This is a genomic window from Streptomyces actinomycinicus (genome assembly GCF_016741775.1).
Lineage (GTDB): Bacteria > Actinomycetota > Actinomycetes > Streptomycetales > Streptomycetaceae > Streptomyces > Streptomyces actinomycinicus.
On sequence record NZ_JAERRK010000004.1, the window covers coordinates 483,107 to 505,805 of the forward strand.

Below are 22,699 nucleotides of genomic sequence, written 5' to 3' on the forward strand. Positions count from 1 at the left end.
AACGCGACATGCGCATCGGACTGCTGGGAACGGGCCCGTGGGCACGGGCCTCGTACGCCCCCGCCCTCGCCGGGCACACCGGCCTGGAGTTCGCCGGGGTGTGGGGGCGCCGGCCGGAGGCGGCCACGGCGCTGGCGGAGCGGCACGACGTCGCCGCGTACGCCGACGTGGACGCGCTGCTGGCCGACGTGGACGCGGTGGCGGTGGCCCTGCCGCCGTCCGTGCAGGCCGGGCTGGCGGTGCGGGCGGCCCGTGCGGGCCGTCATCTGCTGCTGGACAAGCCGCTCGCGCTGTCGGTCGGCGAGGCGCGGGCCGTGACCGAGGCGGTGGAGCGGGCCGGCGTGGCGTCGGTGGTCTTCTTCACGGCGCGTTTCCAGAAGGAGCCGGAGGCGTGGATCGGGGAACAGGCCGCGACGGCGGGCTGGTTCACGGCGCGGGCGCACTGGCTGGGGGCGGTGTTCACGACGGACAGCCCGTTCGCGGGCTCACCGTGGCGGCGGGAGAAGGGTGCGCTGTGGGACGTGGGCCCGCACGCCCTGTCGGTCCTGCTGCCGGTCCTCGGCGACGTCCGGCAGGTCGTGGCGGCGGCGCACGGACCGGCGGACACCGTCCATCTGGTCCTCGACCACGCCACCGGCGCGTCGAGCACGCTCACGCTGAGCCTGTCGGCCCCGCCCGCGGCGGCCGGGGCCGATGCGGAGCTGCGGGGTGAGGCGGGCGTGGCGGTCATGCCCGGGAGTGCGGACGGAGCGGTCCCCGCGCTCTCCCGGGCCGCCGACGCCCTGGTGCGGGCGGCCCGCACGGGCCGCCCGCACGCCTGCGACGCCGGGTTCGGCCTCCGGATCACGGAGATCCTGGCCGCCGCCGAGTCCCGGCTGACGGACGGCACCCGTCGCACCGAGTAGGCGACCCAGGGGCGCCGGCCGGGGGACGTGGTGGCGCGCGCACGAGCCGGGAGAGCCTCCCCGGCCGGCGCCCGGACCGCCGCGTTCCCGGCGGGCTCCGGTCGCCGGCCGCCCGCCGGTCGCCCGCGCGCCCGCGCGCCCGCGGGTCAGTCGGCCTCGGTGGCGTGGGTGAGCCAGTAGTTGACGCGTTCCCGGGTGACCGGGTAGCCCGCCCTCGTGAAGTGCGCGGCCATCGGGAAGTTGCCCTGGTCGGTCGCGGCGGCGATGTGCTCGGCGCCTCGTTCGACCAGGTGGTGGGTGCATTCGACGAGCAGGTCGTAGGCGTACCCGTGACCGCGTTGTTCGGGCACCACTCCGATGAAGCCGATGCACGGTCCGGAGGGGTTGCGGGCGGGGATGTGGATGCCGACCGGCTCGCCCTCCGGCGTGCGGGCGATCTGCCACCAGCTGCGCGGCGACGGCATCCAGTGGAAGACGTCGAGTTCCTCCTGGGCGGCCTGGTCCACACCGCCCTGCGTGATGGCCCGGCGGGCGTGGGCGTCCAAGGTGACGGAGTGGATGCGGCGCAGCAGACCGAAGAAGACGGCGTCGTCCGGTTCCTCCTCGAACACGAGGCGTCCGGGCCGTTCGGGCAGACCGCAGTCCGGCGTCCAGCGGTACAGGAAGCGCTCCACCAGCGGTTCGTAGCCGGCCTTTCGCGCGACGGCCTCGCGGGTCGCGACGGCCGCCCGCAGCCGGGGGTCGTCCCGCCAGCCGGCGGGCAGGTCCAGGTCGATCTCGTCCGGGCGCCAGGGCGCGGTCCGCACGAGTTCGGCTCCGGCCTCCTCCTCGCCCTCGGCGACGTCGAGCCAGTTGAGCAGCAGCGGCTCGGTGTCCTCGGGCCTGCCCCACCAGGCGGCGCGGGCCACGGTGCGGCCGTCGCGCACGGCGATGCGCTGCCAGTCGGGCCGGAACAGGGTCCGCAGGTGCTTCTCACGGAAGCCCAGCGGGTCGGGCATGGTGTCGAAAAGATGGGCACTGCTCTCGTCGAGCGTGCGGATGACCACGTCGGTCAAGGGTTCCTCCGGGATGCGTACGGTGTGCGGCGCTCCCGGTCGGATTCAGACGTGACACGCCCGCGGCACGGGGAGGGGGGAGCGCTGGGTGATGGGGTGCTGCATGACGCTCGCCTCCTTCTTCCGTCCGGCTCGGGCGTGGTGATCGCAGACTAGTCGGACGGCCTGCCCGGCGTCCAAGGGTTTTCGCCGGGTGCGGTCGGCGGGCGGCGGCGTAGCTTGGGGATGTGGAATCGGTACGTGGCCGGTCGTCCCGCGGGGACCGGGAGGGCCGCGGCTGGCTGCGGGGCGCGCCGCCGCCGTGGTGGGTACGCGTGCTGCCCGTCGCACTGCTCGTGGCGGTCGGCTCGGCCACCATGGTCACGCCGGAGGCCCATGATCTCGGCTTCCTGCTGGGCGCGATCCCGCCGCTCGCGGTGCTGTCGTACGGTCCGCTGGCGACCGGTGTGCTCGGCCTCGGGGTGATCGCGTTGCTGAACGCGCCGGCCACGCACCTGAACCGTCCCGGTGACACCGATCTGCTCACGGTCGTGTTCGTGGCGGCACTGAGCGTGTTCGTCTCCTACGTGCGCAGTCACCGGGACGCCCAGCTGAGCATGGAGCGGGCGATCGGCGAGGCGGTGCAGCGGGCGGTGCTGCCGCCGGTGCCACAGCGGGTCGGGCAGGTCGGGTGCGCGTCGTTCTACCGGGCCGCGCAGGACGGGACGCTGGTGGGCGGGGACTTCTTCGACGTGCGCGAGGGGCCGTACGGGGTGCGGGCGGTGATGGGCGACGTGCAGGGCCACGGGCTGCAGGCGGTCGCCACGGTGGTGTCGCTGCTGGGAGCGTTCCGGGAGGCGGTCCTGGACCAGCCGGACCTGGAGTCGGTCGCGGCCCGGATGGACCGCCGGCTGGCGGTGGACTCGGCGGACGTACGGCACGCGGAGCTGTTCGCGACGGCGCTGCTGCTGGAGTTCGCCGCCGGCACGGCCGCGGTGCGGGTGCTGGCCTGTGGTCATCCGGCGCCCGTCCTGCTGTGCGAGGGACAGGCGCAGGAAGTGGCCGTCGCGCCCGGCCCGCCGCTGGGGATCGGGCTCCTGGACGCCGATCCGCCGAAGGAGGCGACCGTGGCGCTCGGTGCCGGTGACCGGCTGTTCCTGGCCTCCGACGGCGTGTGGGAGGCGCGGGACGCCGCCGGCGCCTTCTATCCGCTGCCGGAGCGGCTGAAAGCCCTGGCCGGGACCGCGTCCGCCGATCTGCCCGCCGCGGTGTGGGCCGAGCTGCTGGGGCTGCGCTACGTCGTCCGCGACGACGTGACCATGCTGGTGCTGATGCCCGAGTCCCCGGCCACCGCATGACCCGGCGGCCGGGTTCTGCCTGCGCCGCGGTCAGCCCACGTCCCACAGGAAGCGGTGGGTGTGGATGCCGAAGTACGGGAAGGACCGGATCTCGCGGACGCCCTCGACGGGGCGCACCACGTCGTTGACGAAGTCCAGCAGCGCCTTCGGGCCGGGAGCGACCACTTCGGCGAAGAGGTCGAAGCCGCCCGAGGTGAGCACCGAGTAGACGACCTCGGGGCGGTCGGCGAGGGCGTCGGCGACGGTCCGGGGGTCGCCGTCGACGCCGATGCCGAGCAGCGCCATGGCCTGCCCGCCCATGGCCATGGGGTCGGTGACCCCGACGACCTGGGCCGCCTTGGAGTCCAGGAGGCGCTGCAGCCGCTGCCGGGCCGCCGAGGCGGACAGGCCGACCTTCGGGCCGAGGTCGGCGTAGGCGATGCGGCCGTCGGTCTGCAGTTCCCGCAGGATGGCCCGGTCGATGTCGTCCATGCTCCGGCTCCTTTCAGCCCGCCAGTTCGGCCAGCGCGGCGGCGAAGACCTCGGTGTGGGTGTCGACGTCGGCGGCGGTGGTGTCGGGGCACATGAGCGCCATGTTGTGGAACGGGGTGAGCAGGATGCCCCGGTTGGCGAGGTAGAGGTGGAGGAAGTCCTCCAGCTCCGGGTCGGCGGCCTGCGCGGACTCGGTTCCGTTGCGCGGGGCCGGGGAGGTGAAGCGGTACTCGGTGCGGGCGCCGAGCCGGCTGACCGACCACGGCAGCCGGTGGGCGCCGATGCCGGCCAGGACGCCCGCCTCGAAACGCTCGGCGAGTACTCCCATCCGCGCGAACGCCTCGTCGGTGAGGACGTGTTCCAGGGTGGCGCGGGTGGCGGCGACGGACAGCGCGTTGCCGGCGAGGGTGCCGCCGACGCCGCCCATGTCGACGAGGTCCAGGTCGGTGCGGGTCAGCAGCCGGTCGGCGAGTTCGGCGGACAGCCCGTAGGCGCCGGCCGGGATGCCACCGCCGATGGCCTTGCCGATGGTGAGCAGGTCGGGCTCGAGGTCCCAGGCAGCCGTGCAGCCGCCGGGGCCGGCGGAGAAGGTGTGCGTCTCGTCGTTGATGAGCAGGGTGCCGTACCGCCGGGTCAGTTCACGGACGCCCTCGAGGTAACCGGGTTCGGGCAGCACGATGCCGATGTTGGTGAGGGCGGGCTCCATGAGGACGGCGGCGACGTCACCGTGAGCCAACTCGCGTTCCAGCCCGGCGAGGTCGTTGAACTCGGCGACCCTGCTGGTCAGGGTCACGTCGCAGGGCGCGCCGACGTTGCCGGGGCGGGCGGTGCCGGTGCCGTCGGGGCCGGTGACGATCAGCGACTCGTCGACGCTGCCGTGGTAGCAGTAGCTGTTCACCAGGATCTTCGGCCGGCCGGTGACGGCCCGGGCGAGGCGGATCGCCCAGCGGTTGGCGTCGGTGGCGGTGAGCGAGAAGCTCCAGCGGGCCAGGCCGAAGCGGCGGGTCAGTTCGGCGCCGACCCACTCGGCGTCCTCCGTGGGCAGCATGGCGGTGGCTCCGCCCAGCCGGGCGTACCGCAGGTGCACCGCCTCGGTGACGGCGGCGGGCGAGTGGCCGGCCATCGCGCCCGTGTCTCCGAGGCAGAAGTCGAGGTACTCGTGCCCGTCGGCGTCGGTGACGCGGGCGCCGCGCGCCCCGGCCAGATAGCGCGGGAAGCCGCCGGCGGTCTTGTTCATCCAGGTCATCGGCACCCTGCCGAAGAGGTGGTCGGCGCGCGCATAGGCCGCCCGGGAGCGCGGGTTGCGGCGCTCGGCCTCCGCGCTCTCGCGGTTCAGGAGTGCGTGCAGACGCGTGCGGTCCATGGAGTACCTCGGCAGGAACGGCAGTGGAATGGCGAGAGCGTACGACTGTTTCCGCGGTGATCTCAAGACTCGACGCATGATTCCGTGGTACCGACGATCGGATCGATCGTGAGCACAGCGGTGGATCACCGAACGAGTGACGCGCCCCCGGCGCCCAACTGACGAATCGGCAAGCGGAGTTCGAACGTCCTGCCTCAAACGCCAGGTCGCGCCACCCCTTCCGCCACGTAGAAATATCTACAACGATGCATATGCCGGGTTGGCGTGCGAAGGCGCGGAGTGCCCGGTCACAGCCGTTCCCTGCGCTCGGGCAGGTGAGCGAGGACACGCGGAGCAGTGCATGACGAACACGATGTGGGTGCGGGGCGTGGAATGGCTGGCCGCGGCGGCGGCCGACCCGCGCGCCTGTAAACGGGAGTGGGACCACGGGGAGGGCGTCGCACTGCTGGAGGCGGGACGCTTCTGGGACGTGCTGAGCGTCCCCGAGCGGCTGGGGCTGCTCACACTGGACCTGCTGTGGCGGCCCGGTCTGCCCGTGCCGGGGCCGACGCTGGTGGACACCGCGGCGGGCCGGGTCGGGTTTCTTCTGCCGCCGGACCCGTCCGGGGGCTGGGTGGGTTCCGGCCTGCGCTGTGCGAGCAGGGGATCCTGGGTCGCCGTGCCGCCGCCGTACCGGCCGGCCCGTTATCTGGAGTGGCTCGTGCCGCCCGACGGCAGCGGCACACTCCACGGGCCCGGCGCCCTGGAGGACGCCCTCCAGCAGGCCAACGGCACGCTGGCGGTGCTCGCGCCGCTGTGCGGACGGTGACCGGTCAGCGGTGCTCGGGGTCGGGCCGGGCGCCCCGGGTGAGACCGGAGAGGGTGCGGTGCCCGGGATCGGTCCGCCCACCCGGCGCGAGGCCGGAGAGGGCGGCCCACAGCGGGTCGGGCTCGGCGGGGACGGTCCGGCCCTCCGCCCGCCACTCCGCGACCAGCAGGGCGAAGATCGGCTCCCGGGTGCGGTCCACGCGGTGCAGCAGGCGCACCCGCTCCAGGCGCTCCATCCGGTCCATCCAGTCCAAGCGGTCCATGCCGGGGCAACGCCCGTGGGCCGCCCCTGGTACGCCCTGGCCCGCCCGCTCACCGGGTCGGGTGAGGCCATCGCCCGAACGGCGTCTTCCGCCCGTCGGACAAGCATCCCGCGCGCCCGGTCCCGCACGCCGGCGCGCCGGGCAGCGCCTTCGGGCCGCCGGGCCGAACGGGCCGGCCGCCCTTCGGCCCGGCCGGCAGTGCGGGCCGGTCGCCGTTCGGCTCAGCCGGCGGTGCGCCGGCCGGCGCCTCGGGCCGAGGGGCGACGCCGGCCGGCCGCTCCTATGCTGGTAGGTCACCGGGCCCGACGTCCCGCCCCGTGCACGGTCACGTCCCACGTGCTTGGAGTCAGCCCATGCCGCCTTCGTCCGAACGCCTGTACCGGGGGGCCATGGTGGCCGTGCTGGCGGGCACCCTGTGCGCGCCGCTCACGGCAGCGGCCCCGCCGGCCGCCCTACCGGGCGCGGTCGCCGCAGGCTCCCCGAGTCCGTCGGTCCCGGGCCCGGACGTCCGCCCCCTCTCCCCCGCCGTGGCACGCCAGCTCGACACGGCCGTACAGCGGGTGATGCACGAGGCGCACGTGCCCGGTGTGACCGTCGGCATCTGGACCCCGGGACAGGGCAGTTACGTCCGCTCGTTCGGTGTCGCCGACAAGGCCGACGGCCGGCCGATGGCGCCGGACCTGTTCATGCGCATCGGCAGCGAGACCAAGACGTTCACCGTGACCGCGCTGCTGCAACTGGTGGCGCAGGGCAAGGCCGGCCTGGACGATCCGATCGGCAGGTACGTCGAAGGCGTACCGAACGGGGACGAGATCACCCTGCGGCAGCTGGCCGGCATGCGCAGCGGCCTGTTCAACTACTCCGACGACGACGCCTTCTTCAAGGCGCTCACCTCCGACCCCCGGCGTCCCTTCACGCCCCGGGAGCTGCTCGACTACGCCTTCAAACACCCGGTGCAGTTCCCGCCGGGCGAGAGGTTCTCCTACTCCAACACCAACCTGATCCTGCTCGGCCTGGTCGTGGAGAAGCAGAGCGGTCAGCACCTCGGGGACTACATCGAGCAGCACGTCCTCGACCCGGCCGGCATGAAGGACACGCTCTTGCCGCAGGGCAGCGCATTCCCCGTGCCGCACGCGCAGGGGTACACCGATCAGACGGCCGACGGGAAGACCGCCGCCACGGCCGGCTGGAACCCGTCCTGGGGCTGGGCGGCCGGAGCGATGATCTCCACCCTGGACGACCTGCACACCTGGGCGCCCACGGTGGCCACCGGGCGGTTCCCGGACGGCAGCCGGATGGTCAGCCCCGCCCTGCAGAAGGAGCGCCTGATCACCCCGGCGACACCGATCCCGGGGGCCGGTTACGGGCTGGGCATCTTCGACGTGCAGGGCTGGATCGGCCACAACGGCTCGCTGCCCGGCTACGAATCGCTGACGATCTACCTCCCGGAGACGAAGACGTCCCTCGTGGTGCTGCTCAACACCGACATCGACCACGACCGGGAGGAACCCAGCACCCTGTTCGGCCGGGCGATCACGCAGATCGTCTCACCACGGCACGTGTTCGACCTGCCGGCGCAGCCGGCCGCCAGGTGACGCCTCGTCACCGTCTTCACGGACCCTCCGGTCCGGGCGCCGGGTCGGCGGCGTCCGGGCACGCGCGGAGGGCCGGCACCGGCCGCGGTGGTGCGGCCGGTCAGTGACGGCGCCGGGTGTTGAGCCGGGCGGCCCGACGCGTCAGATGGTCGCGCTCGGCGAGGTCGGGGGCCTTGTGGGCCGCCTCGGCGTACAGTCGCGCCGCCGTCTCCAGGTCGCCGTCGCGCTCGTGGAGGTACGCCGCCACCGCGGTGTGGCGGGGCAGTGAGTCATCCAGTTCCGCGAGCGCCGCCAGGCCGGCCCGCGGCCCGTCGGCCTCGCCCACGGCGACGGCGCGGTTGAGCCGGACGACCGGGCTGCCGGTCAGGCCCACGAGTTCGTCGTACCACTCGACGATCTGCACCCAGTCGGTCTCCTCGGCGGTGGGCGCGTCGGCGTGCAGGGCCGCCACGGCGGCCTGGGCCTGGAACTCGCCCAGCCGGTCCCGGGCGAGGGCCCCCTGCAGGATCGCGACGCCCTCGGCGATCGCCTCGGTGTCCCACCGGCCGCGGTCCTGCTCGCCGAGCGGTACGAGGCTGCCGTCGGGCGCGGTCCGGGCGGCGCGGCGGGCGTGGTGGAGCAGCATGAGCGCGAGCAGTCCCGCCACCTCGGGGTGGTCGACCCGGGCCGAGAGCTGCCGGGTGAGCCGGATGGCCTCGGCGGCGAGGTCGACGTCCCCGGAGTAGCCCTCGTTGAAGACGAGGTAGAGGACGCGCAGCACGGTCGCGACGTCGCCGGGCCGGTCGAACCGCACGCCGGAGACCGTGCGCTTGGCCCGGCTGATCCGCTGCGCCATGGTGGCCTCGGGCACCAGGTAGGCCTGTGCGATCTGGCGGGTGGTCAGGCCGCCGACGGCGCGCAGGGTGAGCGCGACCGCGGACGCCGGTGTCAGCGAGGGGTGGGCGCACAGGAAGTAGAGCTGGAGCGTGTCGTCCGCCTCGGGTGCGCGGCCGGGCTCCGGCTCGGCGTCGACGAGGTCCTCGCGCCGGCGGCGGGCGACGTCCGCCCGGGTCGCGTCGAGGAACTTGCGCCAGGCCACGGTGACCAGCCAGCCCTTGGCGTCGCGAACGGGGTCTCCCCCGGCCGAACGGAGCAGAGGGCCCGCGGACGGGCCGGACGGCCGGCCGCGGACCGCCTCGACCAGCGCGTCCTGTACGGCGTCCTCGGCCGCCGCGAAGTCGGCTCCGCGGCGGACGAGCACGGCGATCACGCCGGGCGTGAGGCTCCTGAGGAGGGCCTCGTCCATGGCCGAGGTCACTCCGTGATGGTGGGCGGCGCCGACAGGAACGGGCGCAGCTCGAGCCACTCGTGGATGGGCTCGCCGCCCGCGCCGGGGGCGGCCGACAGCTCCCCGGCCAGTTCGACGGCGCGCTCGTGGCTGTCGACGTCGATCACCATCCAGCCGGCGATGAGGTCCTTGGTCTCGGCGAACGGGCCATCGGTGACCGGCGGCCGCCCCTCGCCGTCGTACCGGACCCAGGTCCCCTCGGGGGCGAGCGCCTGCGCGTCGACGAACTCGCCGGTCTTCTCGAGCCGGGCGGCGAAGTCCTGCATGTACTGCACGTGGGCCGAGATCTCCTTTGGTGTCCACCGGTCCATGGGCACGCAGTTGGCCGGGGCCGGCGCGCCGCGGTAGTGCTTGAGCAGCAGGTACTTGGCCATCAGGGTTCTCCTCGGTGCTGGTGTGGCCCATTGTGGCCGCACTCACCCCGGGGACGGAGCCGGTCGCGGGTTCTCGACATCGCCGGCCAGGATTTTCCCGGGGATTTTCCGGGAGGCCCGTCGCAAGGCTCCGCCGGCGGCCCGGGGGGACAGGCCGCCGGCGGAGATGCCACGCCCGGGACGGGGGGACGGCCCCGGGCGGCTCAGTCCTCGGATGCCCCGCTTTCCGGCAAGTACGCACCGCAGTTCGAGCCGGTCGTCGGCCCCGGGACGGCATAAGCTCGGCAGATGGCGAAGTACTTCGACGTGCACCCCGACAACCCGCAGCCGCGCAGCATCGCCCAGATCGCCGACGCGGTCCGCTCGGACGCACTCATCGCATACCCGACCGACTCCTGCTACGCGCTCGGCTGCCGGCTCGGCAGCCGGGACGGCATGGACCGGATCCGCTCCATCCGCCGGCTGGACGACCGGCACCACTTCACGCTGATGTGCCGGGACTTCGCACAGCTCGGCCAGTTCGTCCGGGTGGACAACGACGTGTTCCGGGCCGTGAAGGCGTCGACGCCCGGCAGCTACACGTTCATCCTGCCCGCCACCCGTGAGGTGCCGCGCATGCTGCAGCACCCGAAGAAGAAGACCGTGGGCGTGCGCATCCCCGACCATGTGGTCACCCAGGCGCTGCTGGCCGAGCTGGGCGAGCCGCTGCTGTCCAGCACACTGCTGCTGCCGGACGAGGACGAGCCGATGACCCAGGGCTGGGAGATCAAGGACCGGCTCGACCACACGGTGGACGCCGTGGTCGACTCGGGCGACTGCGGCACCGAGCCGACGACCGTGGTCGACTTCTCCAGCGGGGAGGCGGAGATCGTCCGCAGGGGGGCCGGGGACACCGACCGCTTCGAGTGAGCGGGCGGCACCCGGACGGCGGCTTCCTGATCATGCGTGACAGCATGGCCGCGACCGTGGCGCCGGCACCCGTCCGCCGGCCGCCACCCATCCCCGAGGAAAGGCCTTCTCCCCATGGCCGATGTCCAGGCGACCGCCGTCGACATCCCGACCGAGGACGGCGTCGCCGACGCCTACCTCGTCCATCCGGCCGACGGACGGCCCCGCCCGGCCGTACTGCTCTACCAGGACGCCTACGGGCTGCGCCCGCACCTGCGGTCGATGGCCGACCGGCTGGCCGGGGCCGGCTACACGGTGCTGGTGCCGAACGTGTTCTACCGCCTCGGCCGGGCGCCGGTCCTGGACCTGCCCGAGTTCATCGACCCGGGCGCCGACCCCACGATCTGGGAGCGGCTCGGTCCGGTGCTGGCCGCGCTGACGCCGGAGATGGTCAAGCGGGACGCGGGCGCCTTCCTGCGGCTGCTGGCCGACTGCCCGCAGGCGGCGGACGGCCCGGTCGCGCTGACCGGCTACTGCATGGGCGCCCGGCTCGCCCTGTGGACCGCGGGCGCCCACCCGGACCGGGTGGCCGCGGCGGCCGGGTTCCACGGCGGCAGCCTCGCCACAGACGCCCCGGGCAGCCCGCACCTGGAGGCCCCGCGCATCACCGCGGAGCTGTATTTCGGCCACGCCGACGAGGACCCCTCGCTGCCTCCGGAACAGGCGGCGCGGTTCGAGGAGGCGCTGTCGACGGCCGGGGTGCGGCACACCTGCGAGGTGTACGCCGGGGCGCACCACGGCTACACCCAGGCGGACACCCCCGCCTACGACCGGGCCGCCGACGAGCGGCACTGGGCCGCCCTCCTGGACCTGCTCAAGCGGACGTTCTGACACCCGGGCCCGGCGCCCCGCGGGACGCGGGCGCCGGGCCGATCCGGTTCGACTCATTGACATGTACTCGGCTCGGCACGACGCTGAGAGCGCTCTCAAACAGGTACGGACCAAGTCCGTACGGCCCCGACCCCCACACGGAGGTGGAGAGTGCCTCACACGCTCGCACGCCCCGCAGTGTCCCTGGCCGCCGCCGCGGCGCTGGCCGGCGGACTGCTCGCGCTCGGTGCACCCGGCCGCGCCCAAGCGGCCGTCCCCGACACCGTCCCGCTGAAGATCACCAACAGTTCGGGCCGCTCCGAACCCGTCTACGTCTACGACCTCGGCACCCAGTTGTCCTCGGGACGGCAGGGCTGGGCGGACGCGAACGGCGCCTTCCACGCCTGGCCGGCGGGCGGGAACCCGCCGACCCCCGCTCCGGACGCGGCGATTCCGGGTCCGGCGGCCGGACAGTCGAAGACGATCCGCATCCCGAAGTTCTCCGGCCGGATCTACTTCTCCTACGGCCGCAAGCTCGACTTCCGGCTCACCACCGGCGGACTCGTGCAGCCGGCGGTGCAGAACCCCTCCGACCCCAACCGGGACATCCTCTTCAACTGGTCGGAGTACACGCTCAACGACTCCGGCCTGTGGCTCAACAGCACCCAGGTGGACATGTTCTCGGCGCCGTACGCGGTCGGCGTGCAGCGGGCCGACGGCAGCGTGAGCAGCACCGGGCATCTGAAGCCCGGGGGCTGGACCGGCTTCTTCGACGCGCTGCGCGGTCGGCCGGGCGGCTGGGCGGGCCTGATCCAGACGCGTCCCGACGGCACCGTGCTGCGTGCGCTCTCCCCGCTGTACGGCGTGGAGACCGGCGCGCTGCCCGCGAACGTGATGGACGACTACGTCAACCGCGTCTGGCGGAAGTACACGACGTCGGCCCTGACGGTCACGCCGTTCGCGGACCGGCCGGGCACGAAGTACTACGGCCGGGTCTCGGGTGACGTCATGAACTTCACCGACTCCTCGGGCGCGGTCGTCACCAGCTTCCGCAAGCCGGACGCGGCCAGCATCTTCGGCTGTCACAAGCTGCTGGACGCCCCCAACGACCAGGTCCGCGGCCCCATCTCCCGTACGCTGTGCGCCGGTTTCAACCGCTCGACCCTGCTGGTCCACCCCAGCCAGCCGGACACCACCACGGCGGACTTCTACAAGGACCCGGTGACCAACCACTACGCGCGCGAGGTCCACGCGCGGACGGCCGACGGCAAGGCGTACGCGTTCGCCTTCGACGACGTCGGCAACCAGGAGTCACTGGTGCACGACGGCAGCCCGCGGCAGGCATATCTGACGCTGGATCCGCTGAGCTGACACGGCACGGTCCCGCACCCGGTGAACGGGTGCGGGACCGCGGTCGTCAGCGCCGGGCTCAGCCGGTCGTCAGGGCGGTGTCGTCCACGACGAAGCTGGTCTGCAGCGAGGAGTCCTCCACGCCGTTGAACTTCAGCGTGACCGTCGAGCCCGCCAGCGAGGACAGGTCGAAGGTCTTCTGGCTGTAGCCGGAGGCCTTGTTGAGGTTCGAGTAGGTCGCCAGGGTCTTCGAACCGGCGGTCACCGTCAGCTTGTCGTACTGGGTGCCGGTGGTGGTCTCGTCGCTGTCGATGTGCAGGTAGAAGGTCAGGGTCGCCTTGCAGCCCGCGGGGATCGTCACCGACTGGGACAGCGTGTCGGTGTGCGTGCTGCCGTAGCCGTCCAGCCAGGCCTTGTAGGAGCCGCTGTGGGACGCCTCACCGCTGTCGGTGGTGATGACGCCGCTGGTCGCGCTCCAGCCGGTGCTGCCGGACTCGAAGCCCGGGTTGCTCAGCAGCTGGGTGGAGTTGCAGCCGCCGCCGGTCGTGCTGACCGTCCAGCCGAAGGTGGCGGTGCCGGTCGCGCCGGTGGAGTCGGTCACCGTGACGGTGGTGCTGGACGAGCCCGCCGTGGTGGGCGTGCCGGAGATCAGGCCGGTCGAGCTGTTGATCGACAGACCGGCCGGCAGACCGGAGGCGCTGTAGCTCAGTGCGCCGCTGTTGGTGCTGCTCGCCTGGATCTGCAGGCTCACGGCGGTGCCGACGGTGGCGGACTGGCTGCCCGGGTTGGTGACCGTCACCCCGTTGGCGGGCGGGTTGATGTGGCTGCCGACGTTGATGCCGGCGAACGCGTTGCCCACTCCGGCGTACTGGGTGGAGTTGGTGCCGTACAGCGCGGCGGCGGCGTTCAGCGCGGCGGTGCGGGCGCCCGCGTAGTTGGTGCTGGACGTCATGTACGACGTCAGCGCCTTGTACCAGATCTGCAGCGCGGCGGCCCGGCCGATGCCGGTGACGGCGACGCCGTCAGAGGTCGGGCTGTTGTAGGTCACGCCGTTGATGACCTTGGTGCCGCTGCCCTCGGACAGCAGGTAGAACATGTGGTTCGCCGGGCCCGAGGAGTAGTGCACGTCGAGGTTGCCGACGCCGGAGTACCAGCTGTCCGCCGAGCCGCCGTCCTTGCTCGGCTTGTCCATGTACCGCAGCGGCGAGCCGTCGCCGTTGATGTCGATCTTCTCGCCGATGAGGTAGTCACCGACGTCCTTGGAGTTGTTCGCGTAGAACTCCACACCGGTGCCGAAGATGTCGGAGGTGGCCTCGTTCAGGCCGCCCGACTCGCCGCTGTACTCCAGGCCGGCGGTGTTGGAGGTGACACCGTGGCTCATCTCGTGGCCGGCCACGTCCAGCGAGGTCAGGGCGTGCGTGTTGCCCGAGCCGTCGCCGTAGGTCATGCAGAAGCAGTCGTCGTCCCAGAAGGCGTTGACGTAGCCGCTGCTGTAGTGGACACGGCTGTAGGCGGCGACGCCGTCGTTCTTGATGCCGCTGCGGCCGAAGGTGTTCTTGTAGAAGTCCCAGGTCTCCTGGGCACCGTAGGCGGCGTCGGCGCCCGCGGTCTGGGTGTTGGAGCCGGTCCCGTCGCCCCAGACGTCGTCCGCGTCGGTGAACAGGGTGCCGGTGCCGGAGGTCCCCCGGTTGAGGTTGTACGTCTTGTGCCCGCCGCGCGTGGTGTCGTACAGCTGGTACGTCGAACCCGACAGCGTCGTGTTCAGCGAGACGGTGCCGCTGTACTGGGTGTTGCCGGTGCCGGTCTTGACGGCCTGGAACCGGTACAGCTCCTTGCCGGTGGTGGCGTCGGTGACGACGTGCAGCTGGCTGGGCGTACCGTCGTCCTGGAAGCCGCCGATCACCGTCTCCCAGGCGAGCTTCGGGGCGCCGCTGCCGGCCCAGATCACCTTGCGGGCGCTGTCCGTGGTGGGCTTCACGGCGTCCAGGGACTTCGCGGTCTTCAGCGCCTTGGCCCCGGCGGCGGCCTTGGTGAAGGTCGCGGTGGTCGAACGCACCTGGATCTTGCGCTTGTTGTTGAACGTCGTGCTCACGGTCCCCTTGGCCACCGAGGCGGGCGGGGTGTGCACGACGAGGTCGCCGCCGAGCACGGGCAGGCCGGCGTACGTGCGCTCGTACCGCGTGTGCAGGGTGCCGTCGTTGTCCTTGACGACGTCCCTGACGACCAGCTTCTCCTGGGCGCCGAGCCCGAGGGTGCGGGCGGTGGCGGCGGTCTTCTGCCGGGCGCTCTTGATCAGCGCGCTGTGCTGCGCCGGGCTGAGCTTGGCCTCCACGCCGCCGGTGCGCAGCGGGCTGGGGTGGGGAGCGGCCGGTGCGGCGGTCGCCGGGACCGCCTGGAGGCCTACGGCCAGGAAGGCCGCAGTGGAGACCAGGGCGGCTCCGACCGTGGCCCGCTTGTGGGGAAGGGGTCTGTGGGGTCTCACTCGTACTCCTCCTGCTGCGGCCGCCGGGTCGCGGCCGGTGACAGACCGGGCGGACGGGTCTGCCGCCCGGGCGAGCTGAGCTGTGCGGGAGCGTGATCCGTGAACTGGTGGGGTGGATCACCATGCGGTGGGAGAATGACACCTTTGACCGAGTCATGTCACCCAAGGGCGGGTCAATCGAGGGTTTTCCCTATCGGCCGGTTTCCGTCCCCTCGGCGGTCACCGGACGGTCCCCCACGGCGCCGTCCGTCCCGCTCGTTGCCCGAACCGGGAGGCCGGAAGCGGACGTTCGGACGTAGGTTGTGCCCTGGACGATCCATGACCCGGTGGAAAGAAGGACACGACCCATGACCGATCCGGCGACGACGCCCGAGCCGGCGATGCAGCAGAAGATCGACACCTCGGTGCCGCACTCCGCACGCATCTGGAACTACTGGCTCGGCGGCAAGGACAACTACCCCGTCGACGAGGCGGCCGGCGACGCGTACACAGCCGTCTTCCCCGGGATCGTCACCATCGCCCGCAGCAGCCGTGCCTTCCTGCGCCGCAACATCGCGTACCTCGTCTCCGAGGCGGGCATCCGGCAGTTCCTGGACATCGGCACCGGCCTGCCGACGGCCGAGAACACCCATGAGGTGGCCCAGCGGCTCGCCCCCGAGGCCCGGATCGTCTACGTCGACAACGACCCGATGGTCCTGGCCCACGCCCGCGCCCTGCTGTACTCCTCCAAGGAGGGCGCGACCGCCTACATCGACGCCGATGTGACGGACCCGGACCGGATCCTCGCGGCCGCGGCCCGGACGCTGGACCTCAGCCGGCCCACCGCGCTCGTCCTGAGCAACATCCTGGGCCACGTCGCCGACTACGGCCGGGCCCGCTCGATCGTGGACCGGCTCATGGACGCCCTGCCGTCGGGCAGCTACCTGTCCGTCAACGACGGCTCTCGCGGCATCGACCCGGTCTTCGAGCAGGCCCAGGACGCCTACAACGACAGCGGCGCCATCCCGTACAACCTGCGCACGGTCGACGCGATCACCGGGTTCTTCGACGGCCTGCAACTCGTCGAACCCGGCGTCGTCTCCGTGACCCAGTGGCGTCCCGAGCCCGGTTCACCCGCCCAGGAGATCGTGGCCGAGCACGGGGGACTCGCCCGTAAGCCCTGATGCCCCGTTCCGCGCGCCGGGGGCATCGGGAGCGCCGCCGCCAGGGCGCGGCACGACGGCGGCGACGCCCGGCCCCGGGCGCGTTCCGGGCCGGCCCGGAACGCGTCGCGCCCGTGGCGGCGGCGGGCGCGCGCGACCCCGGACTCCCGTCCCTGACCGGCGCGTTGTTACCGTGCACCCCGTGTCTGACTCCTCACGCGATACCGCACAGGGCGCCGGCTGGGGCGCGGCCGAACCCGGCACCTACAGGCGGCTGATGCCGGACCACGTCGAAAAGCTGTCCTGGCTGAACCCCCGGACGCTGTGGGCCGCCCGCAACGGCGTGCTGGCGTCCTGGTTCGGTGATCCGACCGGCCGTACCCGCAGCCGCTGGGTGGCCCGTCGGGCGGAGGAGGGAGCGCCCGCCGACAAGGTGATCCGACGGGACGTACCCGACCGGTTCTCCTTCATGGTCATCGGGGACACCGGCGAGGGGGGCGCCTCCCAGTACGCCGTCGTCCCGGGGTTCCTGAGGGCCGGTCAGGGCACCGACTTCGCGGTCATCGCCAGCGACGTCATCTATCCCGTGGGCAGCGCCGACGACTACGGCGACAAGTTCTTCCGGCCCTACCAGGACTATCCGGCGCCGATCTACGCGATACCGGGCAACCACGACTGGTACGAGGATCTCGGCGCCTTCATGCGTGTCTTCTGCGGTGACACCCCGCCGCTCGGCCCTGAGCCGCGGCCCCGCCCGCTCACCGGTGCCTGGTGGCGCTCCCTGCTCTGGCACCGGGCCCGCCCCGCCGACGAGCAACGGCTGGCCTCGGCACGGCAGTTGCGTCCGGCGCCGGGACAACAGGCCGTACAGCCGGGACCGTACTGGGCGATCGACGCGGGACCGGTGCGGATCGTCGGCATCGACACCGGCCTGCTGGGCACGGTCGACGCCGAGCAGGGCGCCTGGCTGCGGGAGATATCGAAGGGACCCAGGCCGAAGATCCTCGTCAGCGGGTCCCCGCTGTACGTCGACGGCAAGCACCACCCGTGCCCCGTCGAGGGCGGCGGCACGGTCGACGACATCGTCCGGGACCCGGAGCACCACTACGTGGCCGCGATCGGCGGCGACATCCACAACTACCAGCGGTACCCGGTCCAGGTGGAGGGCCGCACCGTCCAGTACGTCGTCGCGGGCGGCGGCGGGGCCTTCATGCACGCCACGCACACCATCCCCCGGGTGGCCGTCGGAGGCGTCACCGAGCGCGAGTTCCGCTGCTATCCGCTGCGCGGCGACTCGCTCGCGTTCTACAGCCGCCTGTACGGCCGCCGGCTCCGGCTGCGCCGCTTCTTCAGCCTGACCGAGGCGGAGGCGACCGCCGTGATCTCCGAACGGCTCGGCATCGAGCCGGGCCGCGCCCCTGGACCCGGCGCCCGGGTCACCCGCCGTACCCGCCTGGTCGCGAGCCTCCTCGGGGCCGGCCGCCGGCCCGACCGCCGCGCCCGGTTCCGGCTGCCCGTGCGGAAGATCTACACCCAGCTGTTCTCGCCGTCCTCGGCCACCTACAGCCCGCCGTTCTTCAAGTGCTTCCTGCGGCTGGACGTCGCCCCGGACTCGGTCCGGCTGCGGTGCTTCGCCGCGACCGGCAACCGGGCACAGGAAGTCGACCCGCCGGTAGAGGACGAGGTCGTGATCCCGCTGCCTGCGGCCCGCCCGAACTGATCAACACGGTTGTCACACTCGCCTGCCAGAATCGGGGCGGAGCAGCTGCACGGCTGCCGGCAGAGCCTACGCACGACCGCTGGAGGTGTCCGTGCCGTCCACCCCTCGCCCCCTGCGCAGGCTGGGCTTCCTGACCATCGGTCTGTTCGACCCGGCCGACCCGGGCCGGGGCCACGAGTCCACCCTGGAGATCATCGAGCTGGGCGAGCGGCTCGGCTTCGACAGCGCCTGGGTCCGCCACCGGCATCTGCAGTACGGCATCTCCTCCCCCGTCGCCGTCCTGGCCGCCGCCTCGCAGCGCACCCGGCGCATCGAACTGGGTACGGCGGTGATCCCGCTGGGCTGGGAGAACCCGCTGCGGCTCGCCGAGGACCTGGCGACGGTCGACGTGCTGTCCGGCGGGCGGCTGAACCCGGGCGTCAGCGTGGGCCCGCCGATGCACTACGCGCGGATCAAGGACGCCCTGTACCCGGACACCGGCGACGCCGAGGACTTCAGCCATGAGAGGGTGCGGCGCCTGCTGGACCTGGTGCGCGGCGAGCCCGCCACCGACTTCAGCGGGGTGGAGGGTTTCGAGGTGTTCGCCGACGTGGTGCAGCCGCACTCCCCGGGGCTCGGCCGGCGGCTGTGGTACGGCGGTGGCAGCCTGGGCTCGGCGCGCTGGGCGGGGCAGCACGGCATGAACCTGCTGACCAGCAGCGTCGTGAAGGCGGAGGGCGGCGCGAGGGGGGAGGGGCCGCCGGATTTCGCCGGGATCCAGCTCTCCCACATCCGCGAGTTCCGCGCCCACCACCCCGACGGTGACGCGGCCCGGGTCTCCCAGGGGCTTGTGGTGATCCCCACCGACTCCGCGAGCCCGGAGCAGCGCGCCCGGTACGCGAAGTACGCGGCCGAGCGGCTGCCCCGTACGGCCTCCCCGCAGGGCCCCGCGCGGCTGCTGTTCGCGCCGGACCTGGTCGGCACCTCGGCCGAACTCGCCGAACGGCTGCACGCGCACGCCGCGTTCCGCGAGGTCGAGGAGGTGGCGTTCGCGCTGCCGTTCAGCTTCGCGCACGAGGACTACGTGCAGATCCTCACGGACATGGCGACGAAGCTGGGGCCGGCCCTGGGGTGGCGCCCCGCCGGCTGACGCACCCGGTGCCGGCCGCCGTGCCCGGCACCGGGCGGCAGCCCGCCCGCCGGGTCGCCGCACGGCCGCCACCGGTCGGCCCCCGCCTCCGCGTCACCACGCGCCCACCGCCGTGCCCGTGAGCGGTTCGGACGGCTTGCCGTCCACGCCGGCCGGGACGTCCCCGGCGAGCATCACCCGGTGCATCACCCGGGGAAGGCCAAGGTGCGCGTTGTCGCTCGGGGCGAGGTGGATGGTGGCCCGGTTGTCCCAGAAGGCGACGCTGCCGGGCTCCCAGCGGAAGCGGACCGTGTATTCCGGCCGGACCGCCTGCTCGAGCAGCATCTCGAGCAGCGCGGCGCTCTCCGGCCGGGAGACGCCGGCGATCTGCTCGAGGTAGTAGCCGTTGACGAACAGCACCCGCTCGCCCGTCTCCGGGTGCACCCGGACGAGGGGGTGCACGGAGGCGACCTGGTGGTCCAGGAGGTGGCGGAGGTAGGCGTCGTCGCCGGGCCGGGGCTGGTAGCCGACGCCGAGCCGGTGCTCGGCGCGCAGGCCGTCCACGAAGGCACGGACCGGGGCGGACAGCCCCGCGTAGGCGGCGGCCAGGTTGGCCCAGGTGGTGTCGCCGCCGTACGGCGGTACGGTCTCGGCGCGCAGGACGGTGGCCGCCGGCGGGTCGATCCGCGCGCCGTGGTCGCAGTGCCAGCCGCGCAGCAGGGTGTGCCGGCGCCGCCGCAGCCATTCCTCGTGCTCCATGCCGAACCGGCCGCCCAGCTCCAGCCGGTCCGCCGTGGTCTCCACCTCCGGGTGGTCCGCGGGTGAGGCACTGCCCCGCCGCCGGAGCACGACCGGGTCGCCGAAGCGGCGGGCGAAGGCGACATGGCCGGCGTGGTCGAGAGCCTGCCCCCGGAAGAACACCACCTTCCAGCGGAGCACGGCCCGCCGGATCAGGTCCACCACCGTGTCCTCCAGCGGCCCGGAGAGGTCGACGCCGGTGATCTCGGCGCCGATGTGCCCGGCGACCGGGTGCACCTCCGCGCCCGCGGCCCGCTCCGTTCCGTCCACGGTCGCCCTGTCCGCCGTCATGCGTCCTCCGGTGCTCGTGCGAATCGGTTGCCGCAGCGATCGTGACACCCCCGGCCCCCGGACGGCGACCTGCCGGACCACCGGTGGCCGCGCCCGGCCACCCCGCCCGTGCCGGCCGCGCTCCGGAAAGCGCCCACCACGCCGACGCGCTCCGGGAAGCCCTTGCCACGCCGACCGCGCACCGGTGACTGCCCGTGCCTGGCCTGCCGCTGCTTCCGGTGACCGCCCCTGCCACGCCGGCCGCGCTCCGGTGACTGCCCGTGCCTGGCCTGCCGCTGCTCCGGTGACTGCCCGTGCCTGGCCTGCCGCTGCTCCGGTGACCGCCCGTGCCTCGTCGGCCGCCGACGCGGCAGGGGCGGGGACGGTCCGGGGCAGGCAGCCGGTCGGATCAGCACCGGATGCGGGCGCCCGCGGACCGCCGGAGGATGGGAGCGGCTTGCGTCCCGCGTTCCCCAGCGTCCCGAAGGGCCGTCGCGGGCGCCGGCCGGCCCCTTGCCGTGCGGTCGATCGGTGGTCAGCGTGAGCGATGAACCGACGCGGACGCAGGTCCGTATCGCGGTCGTCCTGTTCGCGCTGACCGTGACCGCCGGCGCCGTCGACGCCATCACCTTCCTCGGTCTCGGGCACGCGTTCGCCGCGCTGACGACCGGCAACGTCCTGTTCCTCGGCTTCGGTGTGGCGCGGACGGGAACGCCGGTCGCCCGGCCGGCCGAGGCGCTGGCCGCCTTCGTGCTGGGGGTGGCCGCCGCCGATGTCGTGGTCACGCGGCTGCATCGCCGGGGACGGCACTGGTTCGCGCGCGCCCTCGCCGTGGAGACGGCGCTGATCGTGCTCGCCGGGCTGGTGGTCATCGGCACGAGCGGGCGGCGCACGCCCGCCGAGCACGTCATGGCCGTCGCCGCCGTGCTGCTCGCGGCCGCGATGGGCTGGCGCAATCGCGTGATGTACCAGGTGCGCATCCCGGACATGCCCACGACCGTGATCCAGATGACCCTGGTCAAGCTGCTCGTTGACGTGCTCTCCCGCAAGCCGGCCCCACCGCGCGATACGCGGAGGTCCCCCGGGCCCGCCCCGCCGGGCGATACGGGAACGTCCCCGGGGCCGGCCCCGCCCGACGATGCCCGGATTCCCCCGGGGCCCGCGCCGCCCGACGATGCCCGGATTGCTCCGGGGCCCGCCGGGCCGGGCGATGCTGGGATGTCCCTGGGGCCGGCCCCGCCGGGCGGTCCGCGGTCTCCACGGCGACCGGTCCCGCCGGACGACGCGGAGCTGTCCCGGGTGCGGCGTCTCGCCACCGTGCTCGGTGTCTTCGTCGGCGGCGTCATCGGCGCGCTGCTCCTGCGCCTCGGCGCCGGGTACGCCCTGCTGTGCGTCGCCGGTCTGGTGGTGTGCGCCGCGGCGTTCTACTCCCGCTCCCCCCGGCTTCGTCCCCCGCCCGCCGACAGGTCCGGGCAGGAGCGGTGAGCTACGGCTCACGGCTCCTCGACGCGTCGTTCCGCCACGGCGGCCGCAGGCACGGCCAGGCCGTCGAGGATGTCCGGCAGTTCGGCGCTGTGGCTGCCGGGTTCGGCGTGGAGGACGACCAGGGGTGATGGCCTCGAGCGCCTGAACCGACGGGTTGCGGTCGCGGCCCTGCTCCAGCCGCAGGTAGGAGTCGGAGCTGATGCCGGCGAGCACCGCCGCCTCCGCGCGGCGCAGGAACATCGGCGCCGCGGGTCCGGTGCTGCCGGACGGCGCGCGAGGGCCGAGCTTAACGGCGCCGCGGGTCTGGTGCTGCCGGACGGCGCGTGAGGGCCGAGCTTAACGGCGCCGCGGGTCTGGTGCTGCCGGACGACGCGAGGGCCGAGCTGAACGGCGTCGCGGGCTGAATCCGTCCGGGCCTGGGTACCCGGGAGCCCCTGAGGCGGACGCACGGAAGGAGCCGGACGTGTCGGCGGAGGACCGGCTGCGGACGTACCGCGGCAAGCGCGACTTCGAGCGGACCCGCGAGCCGTCGGGCAGGACGGCGCGGGCCGGGGACGGCGAACCGCATTTCGTGGTGCAGATCCATGACGCGCGGCGGATGCACTTCGACTTCCGGCTCCAGGTCGGTGACGTCCTGAAGTCCTGGTCGGTGCCCAGGGGACCGTCCGGCGACCCCGCGGACAAGCGGCTGGCGGTGCCGACCGAGGACCATCCGCTGGAGTACGAGGACTTCGAGGGCGTCATCCCCCAGGGCGAGTACGGCGGCGGCACGGTGATCGTGTGGGACCAGGGGACGTACGCCCCGCTCAGCCACGACCGCAGGGGCCGCCCGGTGGACTTCGCGGAGTCCCTGGAGCACGGCCACGCCACCTTCCGGCTGCACGGCACCAAGCTGCACGGCGAGTACGCCCTGACGCGGTTCCGCAGCGGCACGGACGAGGAGGAGGCCTGGCTGCTGGTCCGCAAGGGACCGGCGCGGTCGGACGGCCACGGCACGCCCGACCCCCGCCGGGCCCGTTCGGTACGGACCGGGCGCACCCTGGCGCAGGTCGAGGCGGCCGAGGGCACGGGCTGAGGGACGGGTCCGGA

21 protein-coding genes are annotated in these 22,699 nt (G+C 73.3%); 13 read left to right on the forward strand and 8 right to left on the reverse strand.

The window, feature by feature from the left end:
- Positions 1-8 precede the first annotated feature (8 nt).
- On the forward strand, positions 9-905 hold the full coding sequence (locus JK359_RS11555; protein ID WP_201834583.1) for a Gfo/Idh/MocA family protein: 897 nt from the start codon (positions 9-11) through the stop codon (positions 903-905).
- Between the two features lie 146 nt (positions 906-1,051).
- Here JK359_RS11555 and JK359_RS11560 read toward each other — a convergent pair whose 3' ends face one another.
- Positions 1,052-1,960, reverse strand: a complete 909-nt coding sequence (locus JK359_RS11560) for a GNAT family N-acetyltransferase (RefSeq protein WP_201834584.1) — start codon at positions 1,958-1,960, stop codon at positions 1,052-1,054.
- Positions 1,961-2,187: 227 nt separating this feature from the next.
- Between JK359_RS11560 and JK359_RS11565 the strand changes: the two genes are divergently transcribed.
- Positions 2,188-3,297 (forward strand): PP2C family protein-serine/threonine phosphatase, encoded by a 1,110-nt coding sequence (locus JK359_RS11565; protein WP_201834585.1) that lies wholly within the window; start codon positions 2,188-2,190, stop codon positions 3,295-3,297.
- A gap of 30 nt (positions 3,298-3,327) precedes the next feature.
- Here the strand turns inward: JK359_RS11565 and JK359_RS11570 are convergent, their stop codons facing one another.
- Positions 3,328-3,768 (reverse strand): Lrp/AsnC family transcriptional regulator, encoded by a 441-nt coding sequence (locus tag JK359_RS11570; RefSeq protein WP_201834586.1) that lies wholly within the window; start codon positions 3,766-3,768, stop codon positions 3,328-3,330.
- A 13-nt stretch (positions 3,769-3,781) separates the two neighbouring features.
- Positions 3,782-5,131, reverse strand: coding sequence for a transaminase (locus tag JK359_RS11575; RefSeq protein ID WP_201834587.1), 1,350 nt, complete (start codon positions 5,129-5,131; stop codon positions 3,782-3,784).
- 340 nt (positions 5,132-5,471) lie between these two features.
- Here JK359_RS11575 and JK359_RS11580 point away from each other — a divergent pair, with 340 nt between their 5' ends.
- Positions 5,472-5,939 carry a hypothetical protein gene (locus JK359_RS11580; protein ID WP_201834588.1) on the forward strand — a complete coding sequence of 156 codons (468 nt, stop codon included), beginning with the start codon at positions 5,472-5,474 and terminating at the stop codon, positions 5,937-5,939.
- Positions 5,940-5,943: 4 nt separating this feature from the next.
- On the opposite strand, the gene JK359_RS11585 is transcribed toward JK359_RS11580, so the two are convergent.
- Entirely contained in the window at positions 5,944-6,201 is a 258-nt protein-coding gene (locus tag JK359_RS11585) for a hypothetical protein (protein ID WP_201834782.1), read from the reverse strand.
- Positions 6,202-6,554: 353 nt separating this feature from the next.
- Between JK359_RS11585 and JK359_RS11590 the strand changes: the two genes are divergently transcribed.
- Positions 6,555-7,796 carry a serine hydrolase domain-containing protein gene (locus tag JK359_RS11590; RefSeq protein WP_201834590.1) on the forward strand — a complete coding sequence of 414 codons (1,242 nt, stop codon included), beginning with the start codon at positions 6,555-6,557 and terminating at the stop codon, positions 7,794-7,796.
- A 100-nt stretch (positions 7,797-7,896) separates the two neighbouring features.
- Here JK359_RS11590 and JK359_RS11595 read toward each other — a convergent pair whose 3' ends face one another.
- Both JK359_RS11595 and JK359_RS11600 read right to left on the reverse strand, forming a co-directional pair.
- Entirely contained in the window at positions 7,897-9,081 is a 1,185-nt protein-coding gene (locus tag JK359_RS11595) for an RNA polymerase sigma factor (RefSeq protein WP_201834770.1), read from the reverse strand.
- Positions 9,082-9,089: 8 nt separating this feature from the next.
- Positions 9,090-9,497: a YciI family protein gene (locus tag JK359_RS11600; protein WP_201834592.1), complete on the reverse strand. Its 408-nt coding sequence runs from the start codon at positions 9,495-9,497 to the stop codon at positions 9,090-9,092.
- 288 nt (positions 9,498-9,785) lie between these two features.
- Between JK359_RS11600 and JK359_RS11605 the strand changes: the two genes are divergently transcribed.
- From JK359_RS11605 to JK359_RS11615, 3 genes are all read left to right on the forward strand, one after another.
- Positions 9,786-10,406, forward strand: a complete 621-nt coding sequence (locus tag JK359_RS11605) for an L-threonylcarbamoyladenylate synthase (RefSeq protein WP_201834594.1) — start codon at positions 9,786-9,788, stop codon at positions 10,404-10,406.
- A 114-nt stretch (positions 10,407-10,520) separates the two neighbouring features.
- Positions 10,521-11,276 carry a dienelactone hydrolase family protein gene (locus tag JK359_RS11610; RefSeq protein ID WP_201834596.1) on the forward strand — a complete coding sequence of 252 codons (756 nt, stop codon included), beginning with the start codon at positions 10,521-10,523 and terminating at the stop codon, positions 11,274-11,276.
- A gap of 150 nt (positions 11,277-11,426) precedes the next feature.
- Positions 11,427-12,626 (forward strand): glycoside hydrolase family 64 protein, encoded by a 1,200-nt coding sequence (locus JK359_RS11615; protein ID WP_201834598.1) that lies wholly within the window; start codon positions 11,427-11,429, stop codon positions 12,624-12,626.
- A 58-nt stretch (positions 12,627-12,684) separates the two neighbouring features.
- Here the strand turns inward: JK359_RS11615 and JK359_RS11620 are convergent, their stop codons facing one another.
- The gene (locus tag JK359_RS11620) at positions 12,685-15,087 is read right to left on the reverse strand and encodes a M4 family metallopeptidase (protein WP_201834600.1); all 2,403 of its coding nucleotides are present in this window, start codon (positions 15,085-15,087) and stop codon (positions 12,685-12,687) included.
- 347 nt (positions 15,088-15,434) lie between these two features.
- Between JK359_RS11620 and JK359_RS11625 the strand changes: the two genes are divergently transcribed.
- The 3 genes from JK359_RS11625 (at position 15,435) to JK359_RS11635 (ending at position 19,078) form a co-directional block, all read left to right on the forward strand.
- Positions 15,435-16,250 (forward strand): SAM-dependent methyltransferase, encoded by an 816-nt coding sequence (locus JK359_RS11625; RefSeq protein ID WP_201834602.1) that lies wholly within the window; start codon positions 15,435-15,437, stop codon positions 16,248-16,250.
- A 181-nt stretch (positions 16,251-16,431) separates the two neighbouring features.
- On the forward strand, positions 16,432-17,949 hold the full coding sequence (locus tag JK359_RS11630; protein WP_201834604.1) for a metallophosphoesterase family protein: 1,518 nt from the start codon (positions 16,432-16,434) through the stop codon (positions 17,947-17,949).
- Positions 17,950-18,040: 91 nt separating this feature from the next.
- The gene (locus tag JK359_RS11635; RefSeq protein ID WP_201834606.1) at positions 18,041-19,078 is read left to right on the forward strand and encodes an LLM class flavin-dependent oxidoreductase; all 1,038 of its coding nucleotides are present in this window, start codon (positions 18,041-18,043) and stop codon (positions 19,076-19,078) included.
- Between the two features lie 93 nt (positions 19,079-19,171).
- Here JK359_RS11635 and JK359_RS11640 read toward each other — a convergent pair whose 3' ends face one another.
- Positions 19,172-20,146 (reverse strand): TauD/TfdA dioxygenase family protein, encoded by a 975-nt coding sequence (locus tag JK359_RS11640; protein ID WP_201834772.1) that lies wholly within the window; start codon positions 20,144-20,146, stop codon positions 19,172-19,174.
- Positions 20,147-20,665: 519 nt separating this feature from the next.
- On the opposite strand from JK359_RS11640, the gene JK359_RS11645 reads away from it, so the two are divergent.
- From JK359_RS11645 to JK359_RS11655, 3 genes are all read left to right on the forward strand, one after another.
- Positions 20,666-21,610: a YoaK family protein gene (locus JK359_RS11645; RefSeq protein ID WP_201834608.1), complete on the forward strand. Its 945-nt coding sequence runs from the start codon at positions 20,666-20,668 to the stop codon at positions 21,608-21,610.
- The gene (locus tag JK359_RS39830) at positions 21,607-21,738 is read left to right on the forward strand and encodes a hypothetical protein (protein WP_269138985.1); all 132 of its coding nucleotides are present in this window, start codon (positions 21,607-21,609) and stop codon (positions 21,736-21,738) included. Before JK359_RS11645 ends, JK359_RS39830 begins: the two co-directional genes overlap by 4 nt.
- Positions 21,739-22,073: 335 nt before the next feature.
- A complete protein-coding gene (locus tag JK359_RS11655; protein ID WP_201834609.1) occupies positions 22,074-22,685 on the forward strand; it encodes a DNA polymerase ligase N-terminal domain-containing protein in 612 nt (203 codons plus the stop codon).
- Positions 22,686-22,699 lie beyond the last annotated feature (14 nt).